The organism is Salmonella sp. NW38, from assembly GCF_051807745.1.
In the GTDB taxonomy this organism is placed as follows: domain Bacteria; phylum Pseudomonadota; class Gammaproteobacteria; order Enterobacterales; family Enterobacteriaceae; genus Salmonella; species Salmonella enterica.
Map to the genome: position 1 here is coordinate 286,473 of NZ_JAMMTO010000002.1, position 20,456 is coordinate 306,928.

General features: G+C 53.4%; 19 protein-coding genes. 11 read left to right on the forward strand and 8 right to left on the reverse strand.

What is annotated here, in order from left to right:
- Window positions 1–32 precede the first annotated feature (32 nt).
- Complete coding sequence (locus NA624_RS05185; protein WP_000099988.1) at window positions 33–1,406, reverse strand: MFS transporter; 1,374 nt, start codon at window positions 1,404–1,406, stop codon at window positions 33–35.
- A 460-nt stretch (window positions 1,407–1,866) separates the two neighbouring features.
- The gene (gene rpsT, locus NA624_RS05190; RefSeq protein ID WP_001518655.1) at window positions 1,867–2,130 is read right to left on the reverse strand and encodes a 30S ribosomal protein S20; all 264 of its coding nucleotides are present in this window, start codon (window positions 2,128–2,130) and stop codon (window positions 1,867–1,869) included.
- 105 nt (window positions 2,131–2,235) lie between these two features.
- Between rpsT and NA624_RS05195 the strand changes: the two genes are divergently transcribed.
- From NA624_RS05195 to rihC, 8 genes are all read left to right on the forward strand, one after another.
- Window positions 2,236–2,451 (forward strand): DUF2575 family protein, encoded by a 216-nt coding sequence (locus NA624_RS05195; protein WP_001538903.1) that lies wholly within the window; start codon window positions 2,236–2,238, stop codon window positions 2,449–2,451.
- Between the two features lie 7 nt (window positions 2,452–2,458).
- Window positions 2,459–3,397 carry a bifunctional riboflavin kinase/FAD synthetase gene (gene ribF, locus NA624_RS05200; RefSeq protein ID WP_000767307.1) on the forward strand — a complete coding sequence of 313 codons (939 nt, stop codon included), beginning with the start codon at window positions 2,459–2,461 and terminating at the stop codon, window positions 3,395–3,397.
- Between the two features lie 44 nt (window positions 3,398–3,441).
- Window positions 3,442–6,276, forward strand: coding sequence for an isoleucine--tRNA ligase (ileS, locus tag NA624_RS05205; RefSeq protein WP_001563101.1), 2,835 nt, complete (start codon window positions 3,442–3,444; stop codon window positions 6,274–6,276).
- Window positions 6,276–6,776: a signal peptidase II gene (gene lspA, locus NA624_RS05210; RefSeq protein ID WP_000042736.1), complete on the forward strand. Its 501-nt coding sequence runs from the start codon at window positions 6,276–6,278 to the stop codon at window positions 6,774–6,776. Before ileS ends, lspA begins: the two co-directional genes overlap by 1 nt.
- Before the next feature lie 154 nt (window positions 6,777–6,930).
- Window positions 6,931–7,380 carry an FKBP-type peptidyl-prolyl cis-trans isomerase gene (gene fkpB, locus NA624_RS05215; RefSeq protein ID WP_000047269.1) on the forward strand — a complete coding sequence of 150 codons (450 nt, stop codon included), beginning with the start codon at window positions 6,931–6,933 and terminating at the stop codon, window positions 7,378–7,380.
- 2 nt (window positions 7,381–7,382) lie between these two features.
- The gene (gene ispH, locus NA624_RS05220) at window positions 7,383–8,333 is read left to right on the forward strand and encodes a 4-hydroxy-3-methylbut-2-enyl diphosphate reductase (protein WP_001166422.1); all 951 of its coding nucleotides are present in this window, start codon (window positions 7,383–7,385) and stop codon (window positions 8,331–8,333) included.
- 199 nt (window positions 8,334–8,532) lie between these two features.
- A complete protein-coding gene (locus NA624_RS05225; RefSeq protein WP_000516311.1) occupies window positions 8,533–9,735 on the forward strand; it encodes an XAC2610-related protein in 1,203 nt (400 codons plus the stop codon).
- 15 nt (window positions 9,736–9,750) lie between these two features.
- Window positions 9,751–10,671, forward strand: a complete 921-nt coding sequence (gene rihC, locus NA624_RS05230; RefSeq protein ID WP_000741408.1) for a ribonucleoside hydrolase RihC — start codon at window positions 9,751–9,753, stop codon at window positions 10,669–10,671.
- 21 nt (window positions 10,672–10,692) lie between these two features.
- Here rihC and citB read toward each other — a convergent pair whose 3' ends face one another.
- The 6 genes from citB to citS form a co-directional block, all read right to left on the reverse strand.
- Entirely contained in the window at window positions 10,693–11,379 is a 687-nt protein-coding gene (citB, locus tag NA624_RS05235; RefSeq protein WP_000377415.1) for a citrate response regulator transcription factor CitB, read from the reverse strand.
- A 1-nt stretch (window position 11,380) separates the two neighbouring features.
- Window positions 11,381–13,000: a citrate sensor histidine kinase CitA gene (gene citA, locus NA624_RS05240; RefSeq protein ID WP_001563099.1), complete on the reverse strand. Its 1,620-nt coding sequence runs from the start codon at window positions 12,998–13,000 to the stop codon at window positions 11,381–11,383.
- 134 nt (window positions 13,001–13,134) lie between these two features.
- Window positions 13,135–14,436 carry an oxalacetate decarboxylase subunit beta gene (locus NA624_RS05245; RefSeq protein WP_000444904.1) on the reverse strand — a complete coding sequence of 434 codons (1,302 nt, stop codon included), beginning with the start codon at window positions 14,434–14,436 and terminating at the stop codon, window positions 13,135–13,137.
- A 15-nt stretch (window positions 14,437–14,451) separates the two neighbouring features.
- Window positions 14,452–16,221, reverse strand: a complete 1,770-nt coding sequence (gene oadA, locus NA624_RS05250; protein WP_439040251.1) for a sodium-extruding oxaloacetate decarboxylase subunit alpha — start codon at window positions 16,219–16,221, stop codon at window positions 14,452–14,454.
- Window positions 16,222–16,236: 15 nt separating this feature from the next.
- A complete protein-coding gene (locus NA624_RS05255) occupies window positions 16,237–16,476 on the reverse strand; it encodes an oxaloacetate decarboxylase subunit gamma (RefSeq protein WP_001001155.1) in 240 nt (79 codons plus the stop codon).
- A 158-nt stretch (window positions 16,477–16,634) separates the two neighbouring features.
- Window positions 16,635–17,975, reverse strand: a complete 1,341-nt coding sequence (gene citS / locus NA624_RS05260; RefSeq protein WP_000183608.1) for a citrate/sodium symporter CitS — start codon at window positions 17,973–17,975, stop codon at window positions 16,635–16,637.
- A 244-nt stretch (window positions 17,976–18,219) separates the two neighbouring features.
- Between citS and citC the strand changes: the two genes are divergently transcribed.
- Genes citC through citE form a run of 3 tightly spaced genes read left to right on the forward strand, consistent with a single transcriptional unit; the run spans window position 18,220 to window position 20,452 of the window.
- Entirely contained in the window at window positions 18,220–19,263 is a 1,044-nt protein-coding gene (citC, locus tag NA624_RS05265; RefSeq protein ID WP_000934792.1) for a [citrate (pro-3S)-lyase] ligase, read from the forward strand.
- A 29-nt stretch (window positions 19,264–19,292) separates the two neighbouring features.
- Window positions 19,293–19,586, forward strand: coding sequence for a citrate lyase acyl carrier protein (gene citD / locus NA624_RS05270; RefSeq protein WP_000691461.1), 294 nt, complete (start codon window positions 19,293–19,295; stop codon window positions 19,584–19,586).
- The gene (gene citE, locus NA624_RS05275) at window positions 19,583–20,452 is read left to right on the forward strand and encodes a citrate (pro-3S)-lyase subunit beta (protein ID WP_001247815.1); all 870 of its coding nucleotides are present in this window, start codon (window positions 19,583–19,585) and stop codon (window positions 20,450–20,452) included. Before citD ends, citE begins: the two co-directional genes overlap by 4 nt.
- The last annotated feature ends 4 nt before the right edge of the window (window positions 20,453–20,456 follow it).

Here is a 20,456-nt window from a genome sequence, read left to right on the forward strand (position 1 = left end):
CCTCCCATATTCGAGGGTGAAGGTAAAGAACGTTATGAGTTGATGGTTTCCAGATCGTGGCGAATCTTCTCTTCCATCGCTTCGTATTTGCGAAAGAAAAGTAGTGGGATCGCTGCGAGCGCGAAGAGTAGGGCGGGTGCCCAGATAAAGGCCCAGATAATTCCCTCCAGACCCGCAGCACTCTGGGCATGGTTGGGGACATAGCCAAAACTGTTCATGATCCAGGCGGCGAAAGCGGTGCCGAGGCCACTACCCATCTTGATGCAGAAGGTGCTGCCGAAGGCGATAAGAATGCCGGTAGCCTTAATACCGGTCTTCCAGGCGCCGAAATCGACGGCGAAGCCCAGCATGGCAAACGGCATTGAGCAGGCGATACCGCTGCCGATATTGCCGAGTATCCAGGCGGCGATGAGGAAAGTAATGTTGTCCGCTGCCAGCCACATCATGACGCCGCCAAACGTGGCGACCAGCAGACCGCCTACCCATATCCAGGTTTTAGCCAGGTATTTGCTAAAGAAGGGGATAGCGATGATAAACAGGATCTGAATCGTCGCCAGGCTGTTAATCAGCGGTACCAGATCTTTACGGTCGAGGTTGTAGGTCAGATAATAGACAATGGTCGTGTTGCGCTGCTGTAGGGCAATCCAGAAGATCAGATTAGCCAGCACCATCAGGATCCACGGCCAGTTACCTTTCATCGCCGCGAAACTTTTTTTCATCGGCAACTTAGGTTCATGCTGTATTTTATCCGTATCCATTTCACGAATGTTTTTAAACGCAAAGAGCGTTAGCGCGCAGGATATAATGGCAAATGTAATTGCCGTATAAATAAAACCAGCGTGATCATCACCGTTACCTAAAAAAGCGACTAACGGCAAGGCGGTCGCGTTCATTAATAAAACCCCAATTTGCCCACCGGTCATTCGCCAGGAATTTAAAACCAGTCTTTCCTTGGGAGATAAGGTCATCAGGGGTAATATTGCACTGAGTGGTGTATTAAGTCCGGTAAATAGAATGCTGGCAATCATATAAGATATTGCTGCATAGATGGCTTTTCCTGTCATACTGATATCAGGAGACCAAAATGACAGTGCGCTGAATACCGCAAAAGGCAGCGGTAACCATAAAAACCAGGGACGACATTTACCGTAGCGTGAACGCGTTTTATCGATGATGATCCCCCATATGGGGGCGTCTATGCCATCGATAATACGCGCCAGCAGCAGGATAACGCCTGCTACGGCAAGGCTAATGCCCGCAACGTCTGTGTAGAAATATAAAATGTACGTTGAACCGAAGCAGTACAGCAGATTACCCGCCACATCCAAAGAGCCATAGCTAATACGCTGTAGTAAAGACAATGATGCTGACCCGGAAGGCTGGGTATCCTCAATGACAGAACTCATAATGATAACTCCGATATTGGTACGATACGCCCAGAAAAACAACCTCTACTTTCTAAGCAAGTTTTGAATATTATTTTTATGTCGTTTTTGAATTTAACCTCAGATTAAAATGAGTAAGTAAGGTGTACATGAAAAGTAGTTAACCCGACGGCATCAATCAATTATCAAATCTTACATCAGGATTGCGTTTATTAGTTTTTGAATGAGCGATGTTTCTATTTGCTAAGGTGGTCACAGTTTTTTTAATAATGAAATAAAAAAAGGAAAACAGTGAAAGAAAATAACTTTCAAGTATTACGTGACGTGGCTAAGGGAGGAGTAGCTGAAAAAAGAGGCTGGTTAGTAAGAGCGTTAACGAGTGAGATCGGCGCCAGCGGTTGACGAGAAAAACGGCAGATAGCAGGCATAAAAAAACCCGCTTTACGCGGGTTTTTTTACAAAGCTGATAACAAGCAGGCGATTAAGCCAGTTTGTTGATCTGTGCAGTCAGGTTAGCTTTATGACGTGCAGCTTTGTTTTTGTGGATCAGACCTTTAGCAGCCTGACGGTCCACGATCGGTTGCATTTCGTTAAATGCTTTCAGTGCAGCAGCTTTGTCGCCAGCTTCGATAGCTGCGTATACTTTCTTGATGAAAGTACGCATCATAGAGCGACGGCTTGCGTTGTGCTTACGAGCCTTTTCAGACTGAACGGCGCGCTTCTTAGCTGATTTGATATTAGCCAAGGTCCAACTCCCAAATGTGTTCTATATGGACAATTCAAAGGCCGAGGAATATGCCCTTTTAGCCTTCTTTTGTCAATGGATTTGTGCAAATAAGCGCCGTTTAAATTGCAGCACTCGTTGCGTAGTGATGGCGCAGGATTCTACCAGCTTGCGTGCTGTGAATACAGCCTTTCCATGAGAAAAATTGCATTAAGCGGCGGGTTTTGGGGCGGAGTTTGCCGCATGGCGATGAAAAGCATCTTCTTTATGTTTCCTCAGGGCAATAGTCGGTTAACCTTGACCGCTGTACAAGGTATACTCTTGCGATTTTCACTGTTTTGAGTCAGACATGAAGCTGATACGCGGCATACATAATCTCAGTCAGGCCCCGCATGGGTGTGTGCTGACCATTGGTAATTTCGACGGCGTACATCGAGGGCATCGCGCTCTACTGCAGGGTTTGCAGGAAGAAGGACGCAGACGCGGTCTGCCGGTGGTGGTCATGATTTTCGAACCGCAGCCGCTGGAGCTGTTCGCGACGGATAAAGCGCCCGCTCGCCTGACGCGCCTGCGTGAAAAACTGCATTACCTTGCGCAGTGCGGCGTGGACTATGTGCTGTGCGTGAAATTCGATCGCCACTTTGCCGCTTTGACGGCGCAAACGTTTATCAGCGAACTGCTGGTGGAGCGACTTGGCGTGCAATTTCTTGCCGTCGGCGATGATTTCCGCTTTGGTGCTAGCCGCGCGGGCGATTTCTTGTTATTACAGAAGGCGGGGGCGGAGTATGGTTTTGCGGTTTCCAGCACCCAAACCTTTTGTGAAGGCGGCGTGCGTATCAGTAGTACCGCAGTGAGACAGGCGCTGGCGGAAGATAACCTGGCGCTTGCCGAAAGCCTGCTGGGACATCCCTTTACTATTTCCGGGCGTGTCGTTCATGGCGACGAGCTGGGACGTACCATTGGCTTCCCGACGGCGAACTTACCGCTGCGCCGTCAGGTCTCCCCGGTAAAAGGGGTCTATGCGGTGGAAGTCACCGGGCTTGGCGATAAGCCGTTACCCGGCGTAGCGAACATTGGCACTCGTCCAACGGTGGCTGGCGTGCGTCAACAACTGGAAGTGCATCTGCTGGACGTTGTAATGGACCTCTACGGTCGCCATATAGATGTAATACTGCGTAAAAAGATACGTAATGAGCAGCGATTTGCGTCGCTTGATGAGCTAAAAGCGCAAATCGCACGCGATGAGTTAACGGCCCGCAAGTTTTTTGGGCTAGCCGGGCAGGTGTAACCCTGACGGTGTTTATCAAACCGAAATACGGAACCGAGAATCTGATGAGTGACTATAAATCGACCCTGAATTTGCCGGAAACAGGGTTCCCGATGCGCGGCGACCTCGCCAAGCGTGAACCGGGAATGCTGGCGCGTTGGACCGATGATGATCTGTACGGCATCATTCGTGCGGCCAAAAAAGGCAAAAAAACCTTCATTCTGCATGATGGCCCTCCATATGCGAATGGCAGCATTCATATTGGTCACTCAGTTAACAAGATTCTGAAAGACATTATCGTGAAGTCCAAAGGACTGTCGGGATTTGACTCGCCTTACGTGCCGGGCTGGGACTGTCACGGTCTGCCTATCGAGCTGAAAGTCGAGCAGGAGTTCGGTAAGCCGGGCGAGAAATTTACTGCCGCTGAATTCCGCGCCAAGTGCCGCGAATATGCCGCCACGCAGGTTGACGGCCAGCGTAAAGACTTCATTCGTCTGGGCGTGTTGGGCGACTGGTCGCATCCGTACCTGACCATGGACTTCAAAACCGAAGCCAACATCATCCGCGCGCTGGGCAGAATTATCAAAAACGGTCATCTGCACAAAGGCGCTAAGCCGGTGCACTGGTGCGTTGACTGCCGTTCCGCGCTGGCGGAAGCGGAAGTTGAATATTACGACAAAACGTCGCCGTCTATCGACGTGGCGTTCCGCGCCGTCGATCAGGATGCGGTGAAAGCGAAGTTTGGTTTGCCGGGCGTGAGCGGCCCGATCTCGTTGGTCATCTGGACCACCACGCCGTGGACTCTGCCGGCTAACCGCGCCATCTCCCTGGCGCCGGACTTTGATTATGCGCTGGTGCAGATTGACGGACAGGCGGTGATTCTGGCGAAAGATCTGGTTGAAAGCGTCATGCAGCGTATTGGCGCGGCTGAATACACCATTCTCGGTACCGTAAAAGGCGCGGAGCTGGAACTGCTGCGCTTTACCCATCCGTTTATGGGCTTTGACGTGCCGGCGATCCTCGGCGATCACGTCACCCTGGACGCAGGTACCGGCGCGGTACATACCGCCCCTGGTCACGGCCCGGATGACTACGTGATCGGTCAAAAGTATGGCCTGGAAACGGCTAACCCGGTTGGGCCGGACGGCGCTTACCTGCCAGGCACATATCCAACGCTTGACGGTGTTAACGTCTTCAAAGCGAACGATATCGTTATTGAACTGCTGAAAGAAAAAGGCGCGCTACTGCATGTCGAAAAAATGCAGCACAGCTATCCGTGCTGTTGGCGTCACAAAACGCCGATCATTTTCCGCGCGACCCCGCAGTGGTTCGTCAGCATGGATAAAGAAGGGCTTCGTCAACAGTCCCTGAAAGAGATCAAAGGCGTTCAGTGGATCCCGGACTGGGGTCAGGCGCGTATTGAATCAATGGTCGCTAACCGTCCTGACTGGTGTATCTCACGTCAGCGTACCTGGGGCGTACCGATGTCGCTGTTCGTGCATAAAGAAACGCAGGAGCTACTGCCGATTGAGCGTACTCTGGCGGCGATGGAAGAGGTGGCGAAACGCGTCGAAGTTGACGGTATCCAGGCATGGTGGGATCTCGACCCGAAAGAGATCCTCGGCGAAGATGCTGATCAATACGAGAAAGTTCCGGATACGTTGGACGTTTGGTTTGATTCCGGTTCCACCAGTTACTCCGTGGTTGACGCACGTCCGGAATTCGCCGGTCACGCTGCCGATATGTATCTGGAAGGCTCTGACCAGCATCGCGGCTGGTTTATGTCCTCCCTGATGATTAGCGTGGCGATGAAAGGCAAAGCGCCATACCGCCAGGTACTGACTCACGGCTTCACCGTCGATGGTCAGGGGCGCAAAATGTCCAAGTCCATCGGTAACACCGTATCGCCGCAGGATGTGATGAATAAACTGGGCGCGGATATCCTGCGTCTGTGGGTGGCGTCTACTGACTATACCGGCGAAATGGCGGTCTCTGACGAGATCCTCAAACGCGCCGCCGACAGCTATCGTCGTATCCGTAATACCGCGCGCTTCCTGCTGGCGAACCTCAATGGCTTCAATCCGGCCACCGATATGGTCAAACCGGAAGAGATGGTGGTGCTGGACAGGTGGGCGGTGGGCTGCGCGAAAACGGCGCAGCAAGAGATTCTGAAGGCATACGAAGCTTACGACTTCCATGAAGTGGTACAGCGCCTGATGCGCTTCTGCTCCGTTGAAATGGGCTCGTTCTACCTCGACATCATCAAAGACCGCCAGTACACCGCGAAGGCCGATAGCGTCGCGCGTCGTAGCTGCCAGACTGCACTGTATCATATCGCAGAGGCGCTGGTTCGCTGGATGGCGCCGATCATGTCCTTCACGGCTGATGAAATCTGGGGCTACCTGCCGGGCGAGCGTGAAAAATATGTCTTCACCGGCGAATGGTACGACGGGTTGTTTGGCCTGGAAGAGAATGAAGAATTTAATGACGCATTCTGGGACGATGTCCGCTATATCAAGGACCAGGTCAACAAAGAGCTGGAAAATCAGAAAGCCAATGGCATCAAATCGAACCTGGAAGCAAAAGTGACGCTGAAATATGCTGACGATGCTAACGGTACGATTAAGAAGCTGAAACTGTTGGGTGAAGAGGTCAGATTTATCTTCATTACTTCCCAGTTCGTGATTTCTGAGCAAGCGGGGGGTATTGATGATGAAAATATTCAGTACAATGCTGGTAATACGACAGTTCAGGCAGTGGTAACGCGTGCCGAGGGTGATAAGTGTCCGCGCTGCTGGCACTACACTACTGATGTCGGCAAGGTGGCGGAACATGCAGATATCTGCGGACGCTGTGTCAGCAACATCGCCGGTAATGGCGAACAACGTAAATTTGCCTGATGAGTAAACCACTCTGTTCAACAGGACTACGCTGGCTATGGCTGGTAGTAGTCGTGCTGATTATCGATTTGGGCAGCAAATACCTGATCCTCCAGAATTTCGCTCTGGGGGATACGGTAGGGCTGTTCCCGTCGCTTAATCTGCATTATGCGCGTAACTACGGCGCGGCTTTTAGCTTCCTGGCGGATAGCGGCGGCTGGCAGCGCTGGTTCTTTGCCGGGATTGCGATAGGGATCTGCGTAATTCTTTTGGTGATGATGTATCGCTCGAAAGCAACGCAGAAGCTGAATAACATCGCTTATGCGTTAATCATCGGCGGCGCGCTGGGTAACCTGTTCGACCGCCTGTGGCACGGCTTTGTTGTCGATATGATCGATTTTTACGTCGGCGACTGGCATTTCGCGACGTTCAACCTTGCCGATAGCGCGATCTGTATCGGCGCGGCGCTGATTGTACTGGAAGGCTTTTTGCCGAAGCCGACAGCGAAAGAACAGGCATAAGCGTAAATACCGGGTGGCGCTTATCCGGTTTTGTAGGCCTGATAAGCGCAGCGCCATCAGGCAAACGTGGTGCCGGATGGCGGTGAAAACGCCTTATCCGGCCTACGGTTTTATCGTTCTTTGTGCCTCCGGGCAAAACACGTGAGCAATTTGCATGTCTAAATCCGTACAGAGCAACAGCGCGATCCTCGTTCACTTCACCCTGAAACTGGATGATGGCTCAACGGCGGAATCTACCCGCAATAACGGCAAGCCAGCCCTGTTCCGTCTTGGCGATACCTCGCTTTCCGAAGGTCTGGAGCAGCAGCTTCTGGGGTTGAAAGAAGGGGAAAAGAAAGCGTTTTCGCTGGAGCCGGACGCCGCGTTTGGCGTCCCCAGTCCGGACTTGATCCAGTATTTCTCGCGCCGTGAGTTTATGGCGGCGGGCGAACCGGAAGTCGGGGCGATTATGCTTTTTACCGCAATGGATGGCAGCGAAATGCCTGGCGTGATTCGCGAAATCAACGGCGACTCGATTACCGTTGATTTTAACCATCCGCTGGCCGGGCATACCGTTCACTTTGATATTGAAGTGCTGGAAATCGATCCGGCGCTGGAGGCATAAACATGCAGATCCTGTTGGCCAACCCACGCGGTTTTTGCGCCGGGGTAGACCGCGCTATCAGCATTGTTGAAAATGCGCTCGCCATTTACGGCGCGCCAATTTACGTTCGGCACGAAGTCGTGCATAACCGCTATGTAGTGGACAGCCTGCGCAAGCGCGGGGCGATCTTTATAGAACAAATTAGCGAAGTGCCGGATGGCGCCATTCTGATCTTCTCCGCTCATGGGGTTTCCCAGGCGGTGCGTAACGAGGCGAAAAGCCGCGATCTTACCGTTTTTGACGCCACCTGCCCGCTGGTGACGAAAGTCCATATGGAAGTGGCGCGCGCCAGCCGTCGCGGTGAAGAGTCTATTCTCATCGGCCACGCCGGGCACCCGGAAGTGGAAGGCACCATGGGCCAGTACAGCAACCCGGAAGGGGGGATGTACCTGGTTGAGTCGCCAGAGGACGTCTGGACGCTGAATGTCAAAAATGAAGGCAAGCTCTCCTTCATGACGCAAACCACGCTTTCCGTGGACGATACGTCCGATGTGATTGATGCGTTGCGTAAACGCTTTCCGAAAATCGTCGGCCCGCGCAAAGACGATATTTGCTATGCCACTACTAATCGTCAGGAAGCGGTGCGGGCGCTGGCGGAGCAGGCTGACGTGGTGCTGGTGGTCGGCTCGAAAAACTCTTCTAACTCTAACCGGCTGGCGGAACTGGCCCAACGGATGGGAAGAACCGCGTTTCTTATCGACGATGCGGCGGATATCCAGGAGGCGTGGGTGAAAGAAGCCGCCTGCGTTGGCGTCACCGCTGGCGCTTCCGCGCCGGATATTCTGGTGCAGAATGTTATTGCGCGTCTGCGCGAGTTTGGCGGCGGCGAAGCTGTCACGCTTGAGGGGCGCGAAGAAAATATTGTTTTCGAAGTGCCGAAAGAGCTGCGTGTGGATGTTCGTGAGGTCGAATAAGATTTCATAATTCAGAAATCTGCCTGATGACGTTACGTTGACCAGATCTTAAGAATTTCTTTTGATATTCAATGGGCGACAGGAAGAATAAGGCGTAGTCGTCATCCGTTGCTAATGCCCCACCTTTTTGCTATTCATCTGAAAAACCAGCACAATCGTTGCTGGTTTTTGGGGTGTAATGCCTACAGGGATAAGGGAAATGGGCAAAATAAAATATGGATTGGCAACGTTACTCGCCATCGGCTTTTGGATGGACGCGACAAGCGCCACGGTGCTGGAGCTACCCGCCTGGGAGCGAAACTATACCGGAACTATCGCGGGGAAACCGGTAAACGTTAATATCACGCGATTTGGTAACACGCTTTATGGGTATTACTGCTATGAACCTTGCAATCAGCACAAGGCAGCGATTGCTCTACGCGGCTCACTCCAGGATAAAGAGGTGCATCTTGAAGAACGCGTAAAGGCGCTTTCGGGTTACTGGAATGCGGAAATCTCCAGCAGTGAGATTAAAGGCGAATGGACTTCCGCAGATAAAAAACGACATTTTCCTGTTGCCCTTATCTACCTCAAACCTAAAAACTCCCCTGATATTGTGCTGGTCACGAACACGAATGATGCAGGGGGTTACGACCCTTCCAAAGAGATTGATTGCGGCAATACGCCGGCCATTTCGGCGATAAAATTATACCGTGATGGTAAACTCATACAGACCTTAGATACCGCCTCGGTGGGCACTTGTAGCCCGTTTATGCCTCAATGGGGGGATGTCAATTTTGATGGCTACCCGGATCTGTCGATTGTAACAGAGCTACTTGCAGGGCCGAATGCTCCAGAACAAACATGGCTCTATGACCCCGCCAAACAGCGTTATGTTGATGCGCCAGCGTCTTATCAGGAAATCACTTCACCAGAGATCGATGCTGAACATAAACAGATTGTTAGCTATTGGCGCGGTGGTTGCTGCAGTCATGGCGTCAATGTGTATCGCTGGAAAGGAAAAACGATTGAACTGATCGATCGCGGTGAAAGCTATTTTCAGCCTGTGATCAGTAAAGGCAAAATGTATAACTGCTACATGATACCTTCCTACGCTGATGGGCGTATTATTTATCCGCTAGTACGTAAAAATGGTCATTTGACGCCGCCTTTTAGCCTTGATGAGACGTGTCAACCTTTTTGGCTAACCGGTAATGTTCGTACCGTGATTCAGGCAGAAAAACCCGGCGCTGAGCCCGAATCGCTTGAGATTCAGTGGCAGGAAAACAAAGCATCGCCAGGGCGTTTTTGCCCATTAGTTCCGTTTGTCGAAGGTAATAAGCTAAGTCCGCGTCTGGTGACGGATGACGATGTGCCTGATACCTGTATCAGTCGCGCTGAGTATGAAGATATAAAACAATAGGTCAGGAGAGCGTTAATGGCAGCATCCCTACACATTATTCTTGATACCGATCCAGGCATTGATGACGCCGCCGCGATTGCCGCTGCGCTGTTTGCCCCCGAGCTGGATCTGCAACTGATGACCACCGTTGCCGGCAACGTTTCGGTCGAAAAAACCACCCGTAACGGCTTACAGCTCCTGCATTTCTGGGACGCCGATGTGCCACTTGCCCAGGGAGCCGCGACGCCGCTGCTGCGTCCGTTACGCGATGCGGCATACGTCCACGGCGAATCCGGCATGGAAGGCTATGATTTTGTCGACCATCAGCGCCAACCGTTGGCGAAGCCAGCGTTTATCGCTATCCGGGATGTGCTGATGAACGCCCCGGAGCCCATGACATTGGTGGCGATAGGGCCATTGACCAATATTGCGTTGCTACTGATGCACTATCCGGAGTGCCGCTTCAACATTCACCGGCTGGTGATTATGGGCGGTTCCGCAGGGCGCGGCAATTTTACGCCTAATGCTGAATTTAACATTGCTGTCGATCCGGAAGCCGCCGCCCACGTATTTCGTAGCGGCATTGAGATTGTGATGTGTGGGCTGGACGTCACCAATCAGGCCGTGTTGACGCCGGAGTATCTGGCTACGCTTCCTGCGCTTAATAAAACCGGCGGCATGCTGCATGCATTGTTCAGCCATTACCGCAGCGGCAGTATGCAAAGCGGTCTGCGGATGCACGATCTCTGCGCGATCGCCTGGCTGGTGCGTCCGGAGCTTTTTACCCTGCAATCCTGTTTTGTGGCCGTAGAAACGCAGGGGCAATATACCGCCGGTACCACGGTGGTGGATATTGAAGGGCGTTTGGGGCAGCCCGCCAACGCGCAGGTGGCGCTGGCGCTGGATGTGGACGGTTTTCGTCAGTGGGTGGCTGAGGTGTTTGCCTGTGCGCCGTAATTACATGTTGGCGCCATAATCTCATACTTTGCCGCGATAGAGTCTCTCCGGCCTGCCCACTTTCCCGTAGCTGATCTCCGCTTCGAGAAAGTTATTTTTCACGCCTTGTTCCAGATAGCGTCGGGCAGTGGTTTTACTGCTGCCCAGAATTTGTGCCAGAGTGTCTGCTGTATGTACTGCCTGCGGGTCGGCGAATATTTGTCGTACCCGGTTGAAGGTGTTTTCATCAATTCCCCGCAGTCCGCTATTCGGTTCTGCGGTTTGTTCTTTGGCCTGGATATTAAATAAGGCATCAACGTGCGTCTGGTTTGCCTGCTCACTGGAACGTAACGAACTGCGGTAACGGGTGAACCGCTCCAGGGTATGCTGCAGGCGCTGATAATGTACCGGCTTAATCAGATAATCGAATACGCCCATGCGTAAGGCATCGCTGATGGTATCCATATGATTGTCGGCGGTAATGAAAATAATTCGCCCCGTGTAGTTGGTGCTGATGGTATGACGAATTAAATCGATCCCTTTGCCATCGGGTAAAAAATTATCCAATAGAATTAACTGTGGTTGATAGAGGCGTATTTGCTTCTTTGCACTTTCCAGTTTGTCTGCGATGCCGACGATTGAAAACTGGGGAAAAAGCTTGATGGTGTCCACCAGGATTTCCGCTAGCATCGGTTCGTCTTCAACGATGAGTGTCGTAATGCTATCCATGTTATTCTTCTCTGGTAAAAGGGATATAGAGGGTAAAAATGGTGCCAAAAGGATTATTGTTATCGACGATAATGTCACCATTGGCCTGCTTGACGTAGCTGTGCACCAACCATAATCCAATTCCGTGATCGCCGTTGTTGTGGGTGGTCACTCCACGCTCGAAAATATGCTGGCGGATATTTTCGTCAATACCACATCCCTGATCGGCAACTTCAATAATGACTTCATTACCTTCGCTGTTGATCAGGCACTCAATTTGTCGCGAGCCTTCGCGATTGAGCAGGGTGGCGTTATAGGCGTTGTCCAATAAATTGCCAACAATCGAAATCCATTCATTATGCGAGAGCGATGACGGCAGGTGTTCAACAAAGCTTGAAGGATCGAAAATCAGCTCCAGCCCCAGCTCTTTTGCCCGATAATATTTACCGATTAATAGCCCCGCAAGGTGGTGGTCGCGGAAATTATGGGAAATAAAATCGAGTACTTTCTGGTGGCTTTCCGATTGCTGTTGAATCAGCGCCAGCGCATTATCGTAGCGCTTCAGGAACAGCAGTCCGGCAATGGTGGAAATAAGGTTGCGATGCTCATGCTGCACGGCGCGCAGGTTATCGGCGTATTGCCGCACCTGACTTAACTGCAGGCTGAGTGTATTGATATCGTCTTTGTTGCGAAAGCTAATAACCCAGCCCTGAGGCTGGTTGTCAATAATGACCGCCATGCGACTGGCGATGACTTTCATTTGGTTAAAGGTGACGATCTCATCTTTTTTATTTTTTTGCGGCGCATCGTAAAAAAAAGCCTCCGGCAACACGATATGGTGGATTGCATAGCCAATGAGTTCAGACTCCGGTTGGCTCAGATTCAGTAAGCGGCGAGCCGTTTGGTTAATGGCGGTAATACGGTGATGGGAGTCAATGGCGATCAACCCTTCAAATACCGACTCAAATAACACGCTTTGCTGAATTAATAGTTGTGAAAGCTGCTGCGGCTCCATGTTAAGCATCTGCTTTTTAATATGCAGCGAGAAGCGGCGGGCGCAGTACAACAGCACCAGCAACAGTATCGCCATCGGGAACAGCAACGAGCTGATTTGTAAGTTAAGCCAGCTCTCCAACTGTTCCAGAGTATAGCCAACGGAAACAATACCGATGACTTTACCGGTACTGTCCTGAATCGGGGATTTACCACGTAAGGAAGAGCCTAATGAACCTTTACGCACCGATACGTAGCTTTTAGCGTTATACAGCGCGTCGTCGCTATCGCCGCCCTCCATATATTTGCCGATCTCATTCGGGTTGACGTGATACAGTCGCTGACCTTTTTCGTTGCCAACGGTAATGTAAGTCGCGTCCGAAAACGAGCGCATTGGGTCAATCAGCGCTTTGATGCGTGGCAAATCATGCGCCTCTACGGCTTCAACTAATTCTGGCATAGCGGATATTTGCATTGCCTGAATAAGCGCACGTTGGCCCACCTGATAATGCAGGCGCTCTTTCGTGATATCGGTCAGATACCAGGTGATTGCCAGCATCACGATGGTGGATGTAAACAGGATCAGTAGAAATATCCGGTTTTGAAACGAGCGTCTGGCAAACCAGTGTGTAATTTCCCGTATAAACATATTGGTATTTAGATATTTAATTACGGTATTTTCTTGCATTCGGCATCACCGGAACCTGAACCAGTTCATACTTACTTTTCTTTCAGAAAAAATTTGGATGAAAATGGGATACGACATGCGTATCCCATCCACTATTACATCGCCAGCACGTACTTGAGCATCACCCCGGCGGCTATCGCCGAGCCAATCACCCCCGCCACGTTCGGGCCCATCGCGTGCATCAGCAGGAAGTTCTGCGGGTCCGACTCCAGCCCCACTTTGTTCGATACGCGGGCCGCCATCGGTACCGCCGACACCCCCGCCGAACCGATAAGCGGGTTGATTTTGTTCTTACTGCACAGGTTCAGCAGCTTCGCCATCAGTACCCCGGCCGCCGTCCCGATACCAAAGGCAATCACACCCAGCAGCAGAATGCCCAGCGTCTGCGGCTGCAGGAACTTGTCCGCGACCAGCTTCGCGCCCACCGACAGCCCGAGGAAAATGGTGACGATATTAATCAGCCCGTTCTGTACCGTGTCGCTCAGACGCTCCACCACGCCGCTTTCACGCATCAGATTGCCAAAGCAGAACATCCCCAGCAGCGGCGCGGCGTCCGGCAGCAGCAGCGCCACCAGCATGAGCAGCACCACCGGGAAGAGGATTTTTTCCCGCTTACTCACCGTGCGCAGCTGCACCATGCGGATTTTCCGCTCTTTCTCGCTGGTCAGCGCGCGCATAATCGGTGGCTGGATTAACGGCACCAGCGCCATATACGAGTACGCCGCCACCGCGATGGCCCCCAGCAGCTCCGGCGCCAGCTTGCCCGACAGATAAATCGCCGTCGGGCCGTCCGCGCCGCCGATAATGCCGATGGCCGCCGCCTGCGGCAGGGTGAAGGAAATCAGGCCGAAGTAGTTCAGCGTCAGCGCCCCCAGCACGGTGGCGAAGATGCCGAACTGCGCCGCCGCGCCGAGCAGCAGGGTGCGCGGGTTGGCCAGCAGCGGGCCGAAGTCGGTCATCGCGCCGACGCCCATAAAGATGACCAGCGGCGCGACGCCGGAGCCAATCGCCACTTTGTAGAACAGCGCCAGCACCCCCGGCGTGTAGCCCATGTCCACCGCCAGGTTCTCCATCTGTCCCTGCACCGACGGCAGCGCCAGCGCTAATGCCTCTTTAATCGCGTGCACGTCCGGCGCGCAGTTCAGCTTCGCGGCAATCACCGCCAGCTGCCCGGCGTCGTGATGCGCCAGCAGGCTTTCCAGCGCGGTCAGCGCCATGCCCGCTTCCGGGATGTTGGAGAGCAGGCCGCCGAAGCCAATCGGCAGCAGCAGTAACGGTTCGAACTTTTTCGCAATCGCCAGCCACAGCAGCAGCAGGCTGACCAGCAGCATGATGGCCTGGCCGATGCCGAGGTGCATCAGCCCCATGCCCTGAAGCAGGGCGTTCAGACTTTCCATTTCCGCTCCTCGTCCTTACGCCAGCGTCATCAGGGTGTCGCCGACGGAGACGGCGTCCCCGGACTTCACCGCGATACCGCGGACGGTGCCGGCCTGCGCGGCGCGGATTTCGGTCTCCATCTTCATGGCTTCCAGAATCAGCAGCACATCGCCTTCGGCCACCGTCTGGCCTTCAGCGGCAATCACCTTCCAGATATTCCCCGCCAGCGGGGCGGTGACCGGGGTGCCTGCGCCTGCCGGGGCGGCTGCCTGAACCGGTGCGGAAGACGGGGTGGCAGCAGTGAGCTGGCTGATATCGCCGCCGTCGCTGACCTTCACCACAAAGGCTTTGCCTTCCACTTCGACGGTGTAGATACCGGAGGTGGCCGGCTTCTCTGCTTTTGCCACCGGCTGCGCGGCTTCCGCCTGCGGCACCGGCTCAAACGCCGCCGGGTTGTGGCGGTTCTCAAGGAATTTGAGGCCGATTTGCGGGAACAGCGCCACGGTGAGCACGTCGTCGATGGCGTTTCCCGCCAGAGTGATGCCCTTCTCCTGCGCCTGGCGCCTGACGTCCGCTTCCAGTTCAGCCAGTTCCGGTTTGAGTAAATCCGCCGGACGGCAGGTCACCGGGGCTGCCCCTTCCAGCACGCGGGCCTGTAACGCGGCGTTAACCGGCACCGGCGTGTGGCCGTATTCGCCTTTCAGAATGCCCGCCGTTTCTTTGGCAATGGTTTTGTAGCGTTCGCCGGTCAGGACGTTGAGCACCGCCTGGGTGCCGACAATCTGCGAGGTGGGGGTCACCAGCGGGATAAAACCGAGGTCCTCGCGCACGCGGGGGATTTCCGCCAGCACCAGGTCGAGTTTGTCCGCCGCGTTCTGCTGCTTCAGCTGGCTTTCGAGGTTGGTCAGCATTCCGCCCGGCACCTGGGCCACCAGAATGCGGCTGTCGTAGCCTTTCAGCTGGCCTTCAAAGGCGTGATATTTTTTGCGCACCTCGCGGAAGTACGCCGCGATGCTTTCCAGCTTCAGGATATCCAGCCCGGTGTCATATTTTGTGCCGGCAAGCGTGGCAACCAGCGCCTCGGTGGCCGGGTGGCCGTAGGTGGCGCTCATGGAGGAAATCGCCGTGTCCACGCCGTCAACGCCCGCCTCGATAGCCTTCAGCAGGGCCATCTCCGCCATCCCGGTGGTGGCGTGACAGTGCAGGTGCAGGCGCACCTCAAAACGTTTTTTGATTTCGCTGACCAGTTCATACGCCGCCATCGGCGTCAGGATGCCGGACATATCCTTGATGGCAATCGAGTCAACGCCGGTTTCCAGCAGTTGCTCCGTTAAATCCAGCCAGGTCTGCAGGGTGTGCGCCGGGCTGGTGGTGTAGGAGAGCGTGCCCTGGGCGTGCGCGCCGTGGCTGCGCACCGCCTGCAGTGCGGCTTTCATATTGCGCGGGTCGTTCATGGCATCGAAGACGCGGAACACATCCATGCCGTTTTTGACGGCGCGTTCGACGAAGCGCTCCACCACGTCATCGGCGTAGTGGCGGTAGCCGAGCAGGTTCTGCCCGCGCAGCAGCATCTGCAGCGGGGTTTTCGGCATGGCTTTTTTCAGCTCGCGCAGGCGCAGCCACGGGTCTTCGCCAAGAAAGCGGATGCAGGCGTCAAAGGTGGCGCCGCCCCAGCACTCCAGCGACCCGTAGCCCACGTCATCGAGCGCGGCGGCAATCGGCAGCATATCGTCAAGACGCAGACGGGTGGCAAACAGGGACTGGTGGGCGTCGCGCAGGACGACATCGGTAATGGCAATAGTCATGGATCCCTCCGGGAATTAAGCGTTAAGGCGGTGATGGTGAATGGCGGCGGCAATCACCGGCTTTAAGCGGGTGAAGTCGTCCACGACGGGAACGGCGCGCGGTGCGGGCGCGGCGACGGGTTCCGGGAAGAAGCGAGTAATCACGGCAGACATGCCGCGAATGGCAAAGATGAGCAGGAACAGAAAGCTCAGTACGAACCCCATCCCTAAAAACATCAGGGTGAAACCTTCACCCAGTAGTACAGCTTCATTCATGAATCATTTTCCATAATGAGAGGCACGACGGTGGCCTTGACGACAACCTTCCTGGTGAATCCGGCTAAGGAGTAGAGTGGATTTCCCTTGGCCACCTCTGGCTTTGGCCTCTACTTTTCTCCAGGTCGTTTGCGGCAAAGACACCGCCGTGCGTTTTTTTACACCATCATGCTGAACACGATGCTAGCGATAACCAGCACAATACCGCCGCCCAGACGAGAGGAAATTTGTGCATATGAAATGAGGTTCATACGGTTACAGGCGGAGAGCACTTCCAGATCGCCGGAGCCGCCGCGGTTGGCCATACAAAGACCCGCAGTAATGGATGATTCAATCGGGTAGAAGCCAATCAACCAGCCCCCGATAGCTGCGCCAACGACAGCGCCGACCACAATGATCGCGGCGATAACGACGTTGGCGAACGTCAGGGCGTCGATGATCTCTTGCAGATCGGTGTAGCAAACACCCACACCTACCATCAACACCCACAGCAGTTGTTTGGAGAAGAAGTCAGAAAGACGTTTTGCCCCGGCTTTAATCTCCGGTGAGCAAAGACCTGATGCGTTCAGCGCAGCAACAATCAGAACCATCCAGGCGAAGTAGTGAATAGAGACGCCGCCGATGCTTGGCAGAATTTTCTTGGCAACAACATAGGCCAGCAGGAAGCAGGTGGTGGATAACACCATGCCAACCGCCGTTTCACGATGGGTAATCTGACCGGCCTTTTCATCATCTTCGGTTTTGAAGGAAGCCTTACGAACCAACTCACCTTCACCGCTAAGCCAGGTGTATTTTTTACCGACCATATCGAGGAGTGCAGCGAAAATAATGGCGAAGATGTTTGCGATGGTCAGAATGGCGATAGCCGTTGAGTAGTACTCTTCGCGAGAACGTCCGGTAACCGAGTGATAAATTTCAGACAGAGGCACGGCGCCCGCGCCGTTACCACCGCCCATAATCGGCAGAACGTACAGCATCATGATACGGTCGACCGGGATACCGAAGCACAGACCAATGACGATACCGAAAAGGGACGCGCCGACGATCCCGGCGAGGATGGTTGGGATATAGCCCAGCAGTGATTTTAATAGCAGCTTACGGTTTACCGACAGGATAGCGCCTGTGATCAACACCGCGATAAACAGGTTAAGGAAGTTGCTTTTATCCATTACGTTGCTGATCGCATCAATTTCTTTCTGCGTAAATATGCCAGCATAGACAAAATAAGCTGCAACCAGAAATATCATAACCGGTGCGCCGCCAATATATTTATTGAAGATCGGTAAACGTTTGCCGATTTCACCAAAAATGGCCCCCATCACAAACATAAGGGCAAAACCACCGACTAAGTCAGTAGGTATAGCATTATAAAAATGAGAAAGTAATAAAGTAATTAATGCAAAAGCATAAAGCGGTAGCGGCATACCAAAGATTTTGAATCTGAGTAAATCGCTAGCCCCCTTTCTCTCCGTAGCCGAAGCCTGGGTCATGTTGGTCATAAACATTTTCCTGTGTATTGATGGGTAACAAGACCTGCGCATACTAATAAATTCAATGAACCGTGAGATGTGACTATCTTCACTGAATGGTTGTGTTTTTAATTAATTTAATTGTTTTTATTAACTCTGATTAATTAAGGAAATAAAAACTATAAAGGTCATAAAGGCAGCGGGGAAAGTGTGATGTCTATTCCAGACGAATAATATAAACACTGGCGAAATATGCGGCGTTATTTGCTGACGGATGCTGAATAGAGTGAATCTGATATTTAAACGCATTTATTTGCAAAAGGATGTATTGCGTCGCGAGTCGGTCGCCATGTTTCTGAAGGGCGAGGGACTCGCCCTGGAAGACGATTGTGAAATCGCGGTAGGCGCATATTGGCAGGGTGAGATAGTTGGATGCGGCTCGCTGGCCGGGAACGTACTGAAATGCATCGCTGTTTCCCCAGTTTTACAAGGGGAAGGGCTCAGCCTCAAACTGCTGACTGAGTTGCTTACATTGGCCTACGAGTTAAGCCGCAGCGAGCTTTTCCTGTTCACTAAGCCGCAAAATCGGTTGCTGTTTTCTGGCGCGGGGTTTTGGCCCATTGCGCAGGCAGGTCAGCTGGCGGTGTTAATGGAGAACAGCAGTGAACGGTTAGCGCGCTTTTGTCGCCAACTGGCGCTTTATCGTCAACCGGGAAAAACGATCGGCGCCATCGTCATGAACGCCAATCCGTTTACCTTGGGCCACCGTTATCTGGTGGAGCAAGCGGCTGCGGCCTGTGACTGGCTGCATCTGTTTGTGGTCAAAGAAGATGCTTCATTTTTTTCCTATACCGACCGTTGGGCGCTGATCGAACAAGGAATCGCGGGTATTGACAACGTCACGTTGCATTCCGGCTCCGCTTATATGATCTCGCGTGCGACGTTTCCCGGCTATTTCCTCAAAGAAAAAGGGGTTGTGGACGACTGCCATTGCCAGATCGATCTGCAACTCTTCCGTGAACATCTGGCTCCAGCGCTGGGGATTACCCATCGTTTTGTCGGCAGTGAACCGTTTTGTCCTCTGACCTGTGCCTATAACCAGCGAATGCACGACATTTTACACGATCCGAAGCGCAGCGGCCCGGTTATTGAGGTCGTCGAGCTGGCGCGGGTGGAGAAAAACGGCACGGCTATTTCCGCCTCTCGCGTCAGGAAACTGTATAGCGAACGTAATTGGCCGGCGATAAGCGCGCTGGTGCCTGCTGGCACCCTGGCATATCTGCAGCGGCATGCCGCCAGACACACTGAAACCATATGACGTAACACCGTTAACAAGGAACATAACTAATGAAAATCATTAAAGATGCCCTGGCAGGCACGCTGGAATCCAGCGATGTGATGATCAGGATTGGTCCATCCAGCGAGCCAGGAATTCGGCTGGAGCTAGAGAGTCTGGTGAAGCAGCAGTTTGGCGCGGCGATTGAGCAAGTCGTGCGCGAAACGCTGGCGAAGCTGGGCGTTGAACGCGCGCTGGTTAGCGTCGATGACAAAGGCGCACTGGAGTGTATTTTACGCGCCCGAGTGCAGGCGGCGGCGTTACGCGCTGCAGAACAAACGGAAATTCAATGGAGTGCGTTATGAGACCACGTCGCAGTATGTTGTTTATCCCCGGCGCAAATGCGGCCATGTTGAGCACCTCGTTTGTCTATGGTGCGGACGCGGTGATGTTCGACTTAGAAGACGCCGTAGCGTTACGTGAGAAAGATACCGCCCGTCTTTTGGTTCATCACGCGCTTCAACAACCGTTCTATCAGGATGTTGAAAAAGTGGTGCGCATTAATCCACTGAACACGCCGTTTGGTCTGGCCGATCTTGAGGCCGTCGTGCGTGGTGGCGCGGATATTGTGCGTCTGCCGAAAACCGACAGCAAAAACGATGTGCTGGAGCTGGAAGCGCAGGTTGAACGGATCGAACGTGAATGTGGACGTGAAGTCGGCAGTACCAGGCTGATGGCGGCGATCGAATCAGCGAAAGGCGTGGTCAATGCCGTCGACATCGCCACCTCCAGCCCGCGCATGGTGGCAATTGCGCTGGCGGCATTTGATTACGTGATGGATATGGGCACCTGCCGGGGCGATGGCACCGAGCTGTTCTACGCCCGCTGCGCAGTGCTGCATGCGGCGCGCGTTGCGGGTATTGCCGCCTATGATGTCGTTTGGTCGGATATCAATAATGAAGAAGGCTTCCTGAAGGAAGTGCAGTTGGCGAAAGGACTTGGTTTTAACGGTAAGTCCTTAGTGAACCCACGTCAGATTGAGCTGTTACATCAGGCTTATTCTCCGACACGTAAAGAAGTTGAGCATGCGTATGAGGTGATTGCTGCCGCTGAAGAGGCTGAGTCTCGCGGTCTGGGCGTCGTTTCACTCAACGGCAAAATGATTGACGGCCCGATTATCGACCACGCGCGCAAAGTGGTGGCGCTGTCGGCTTCCGGTATTCGTGATTAAGGAA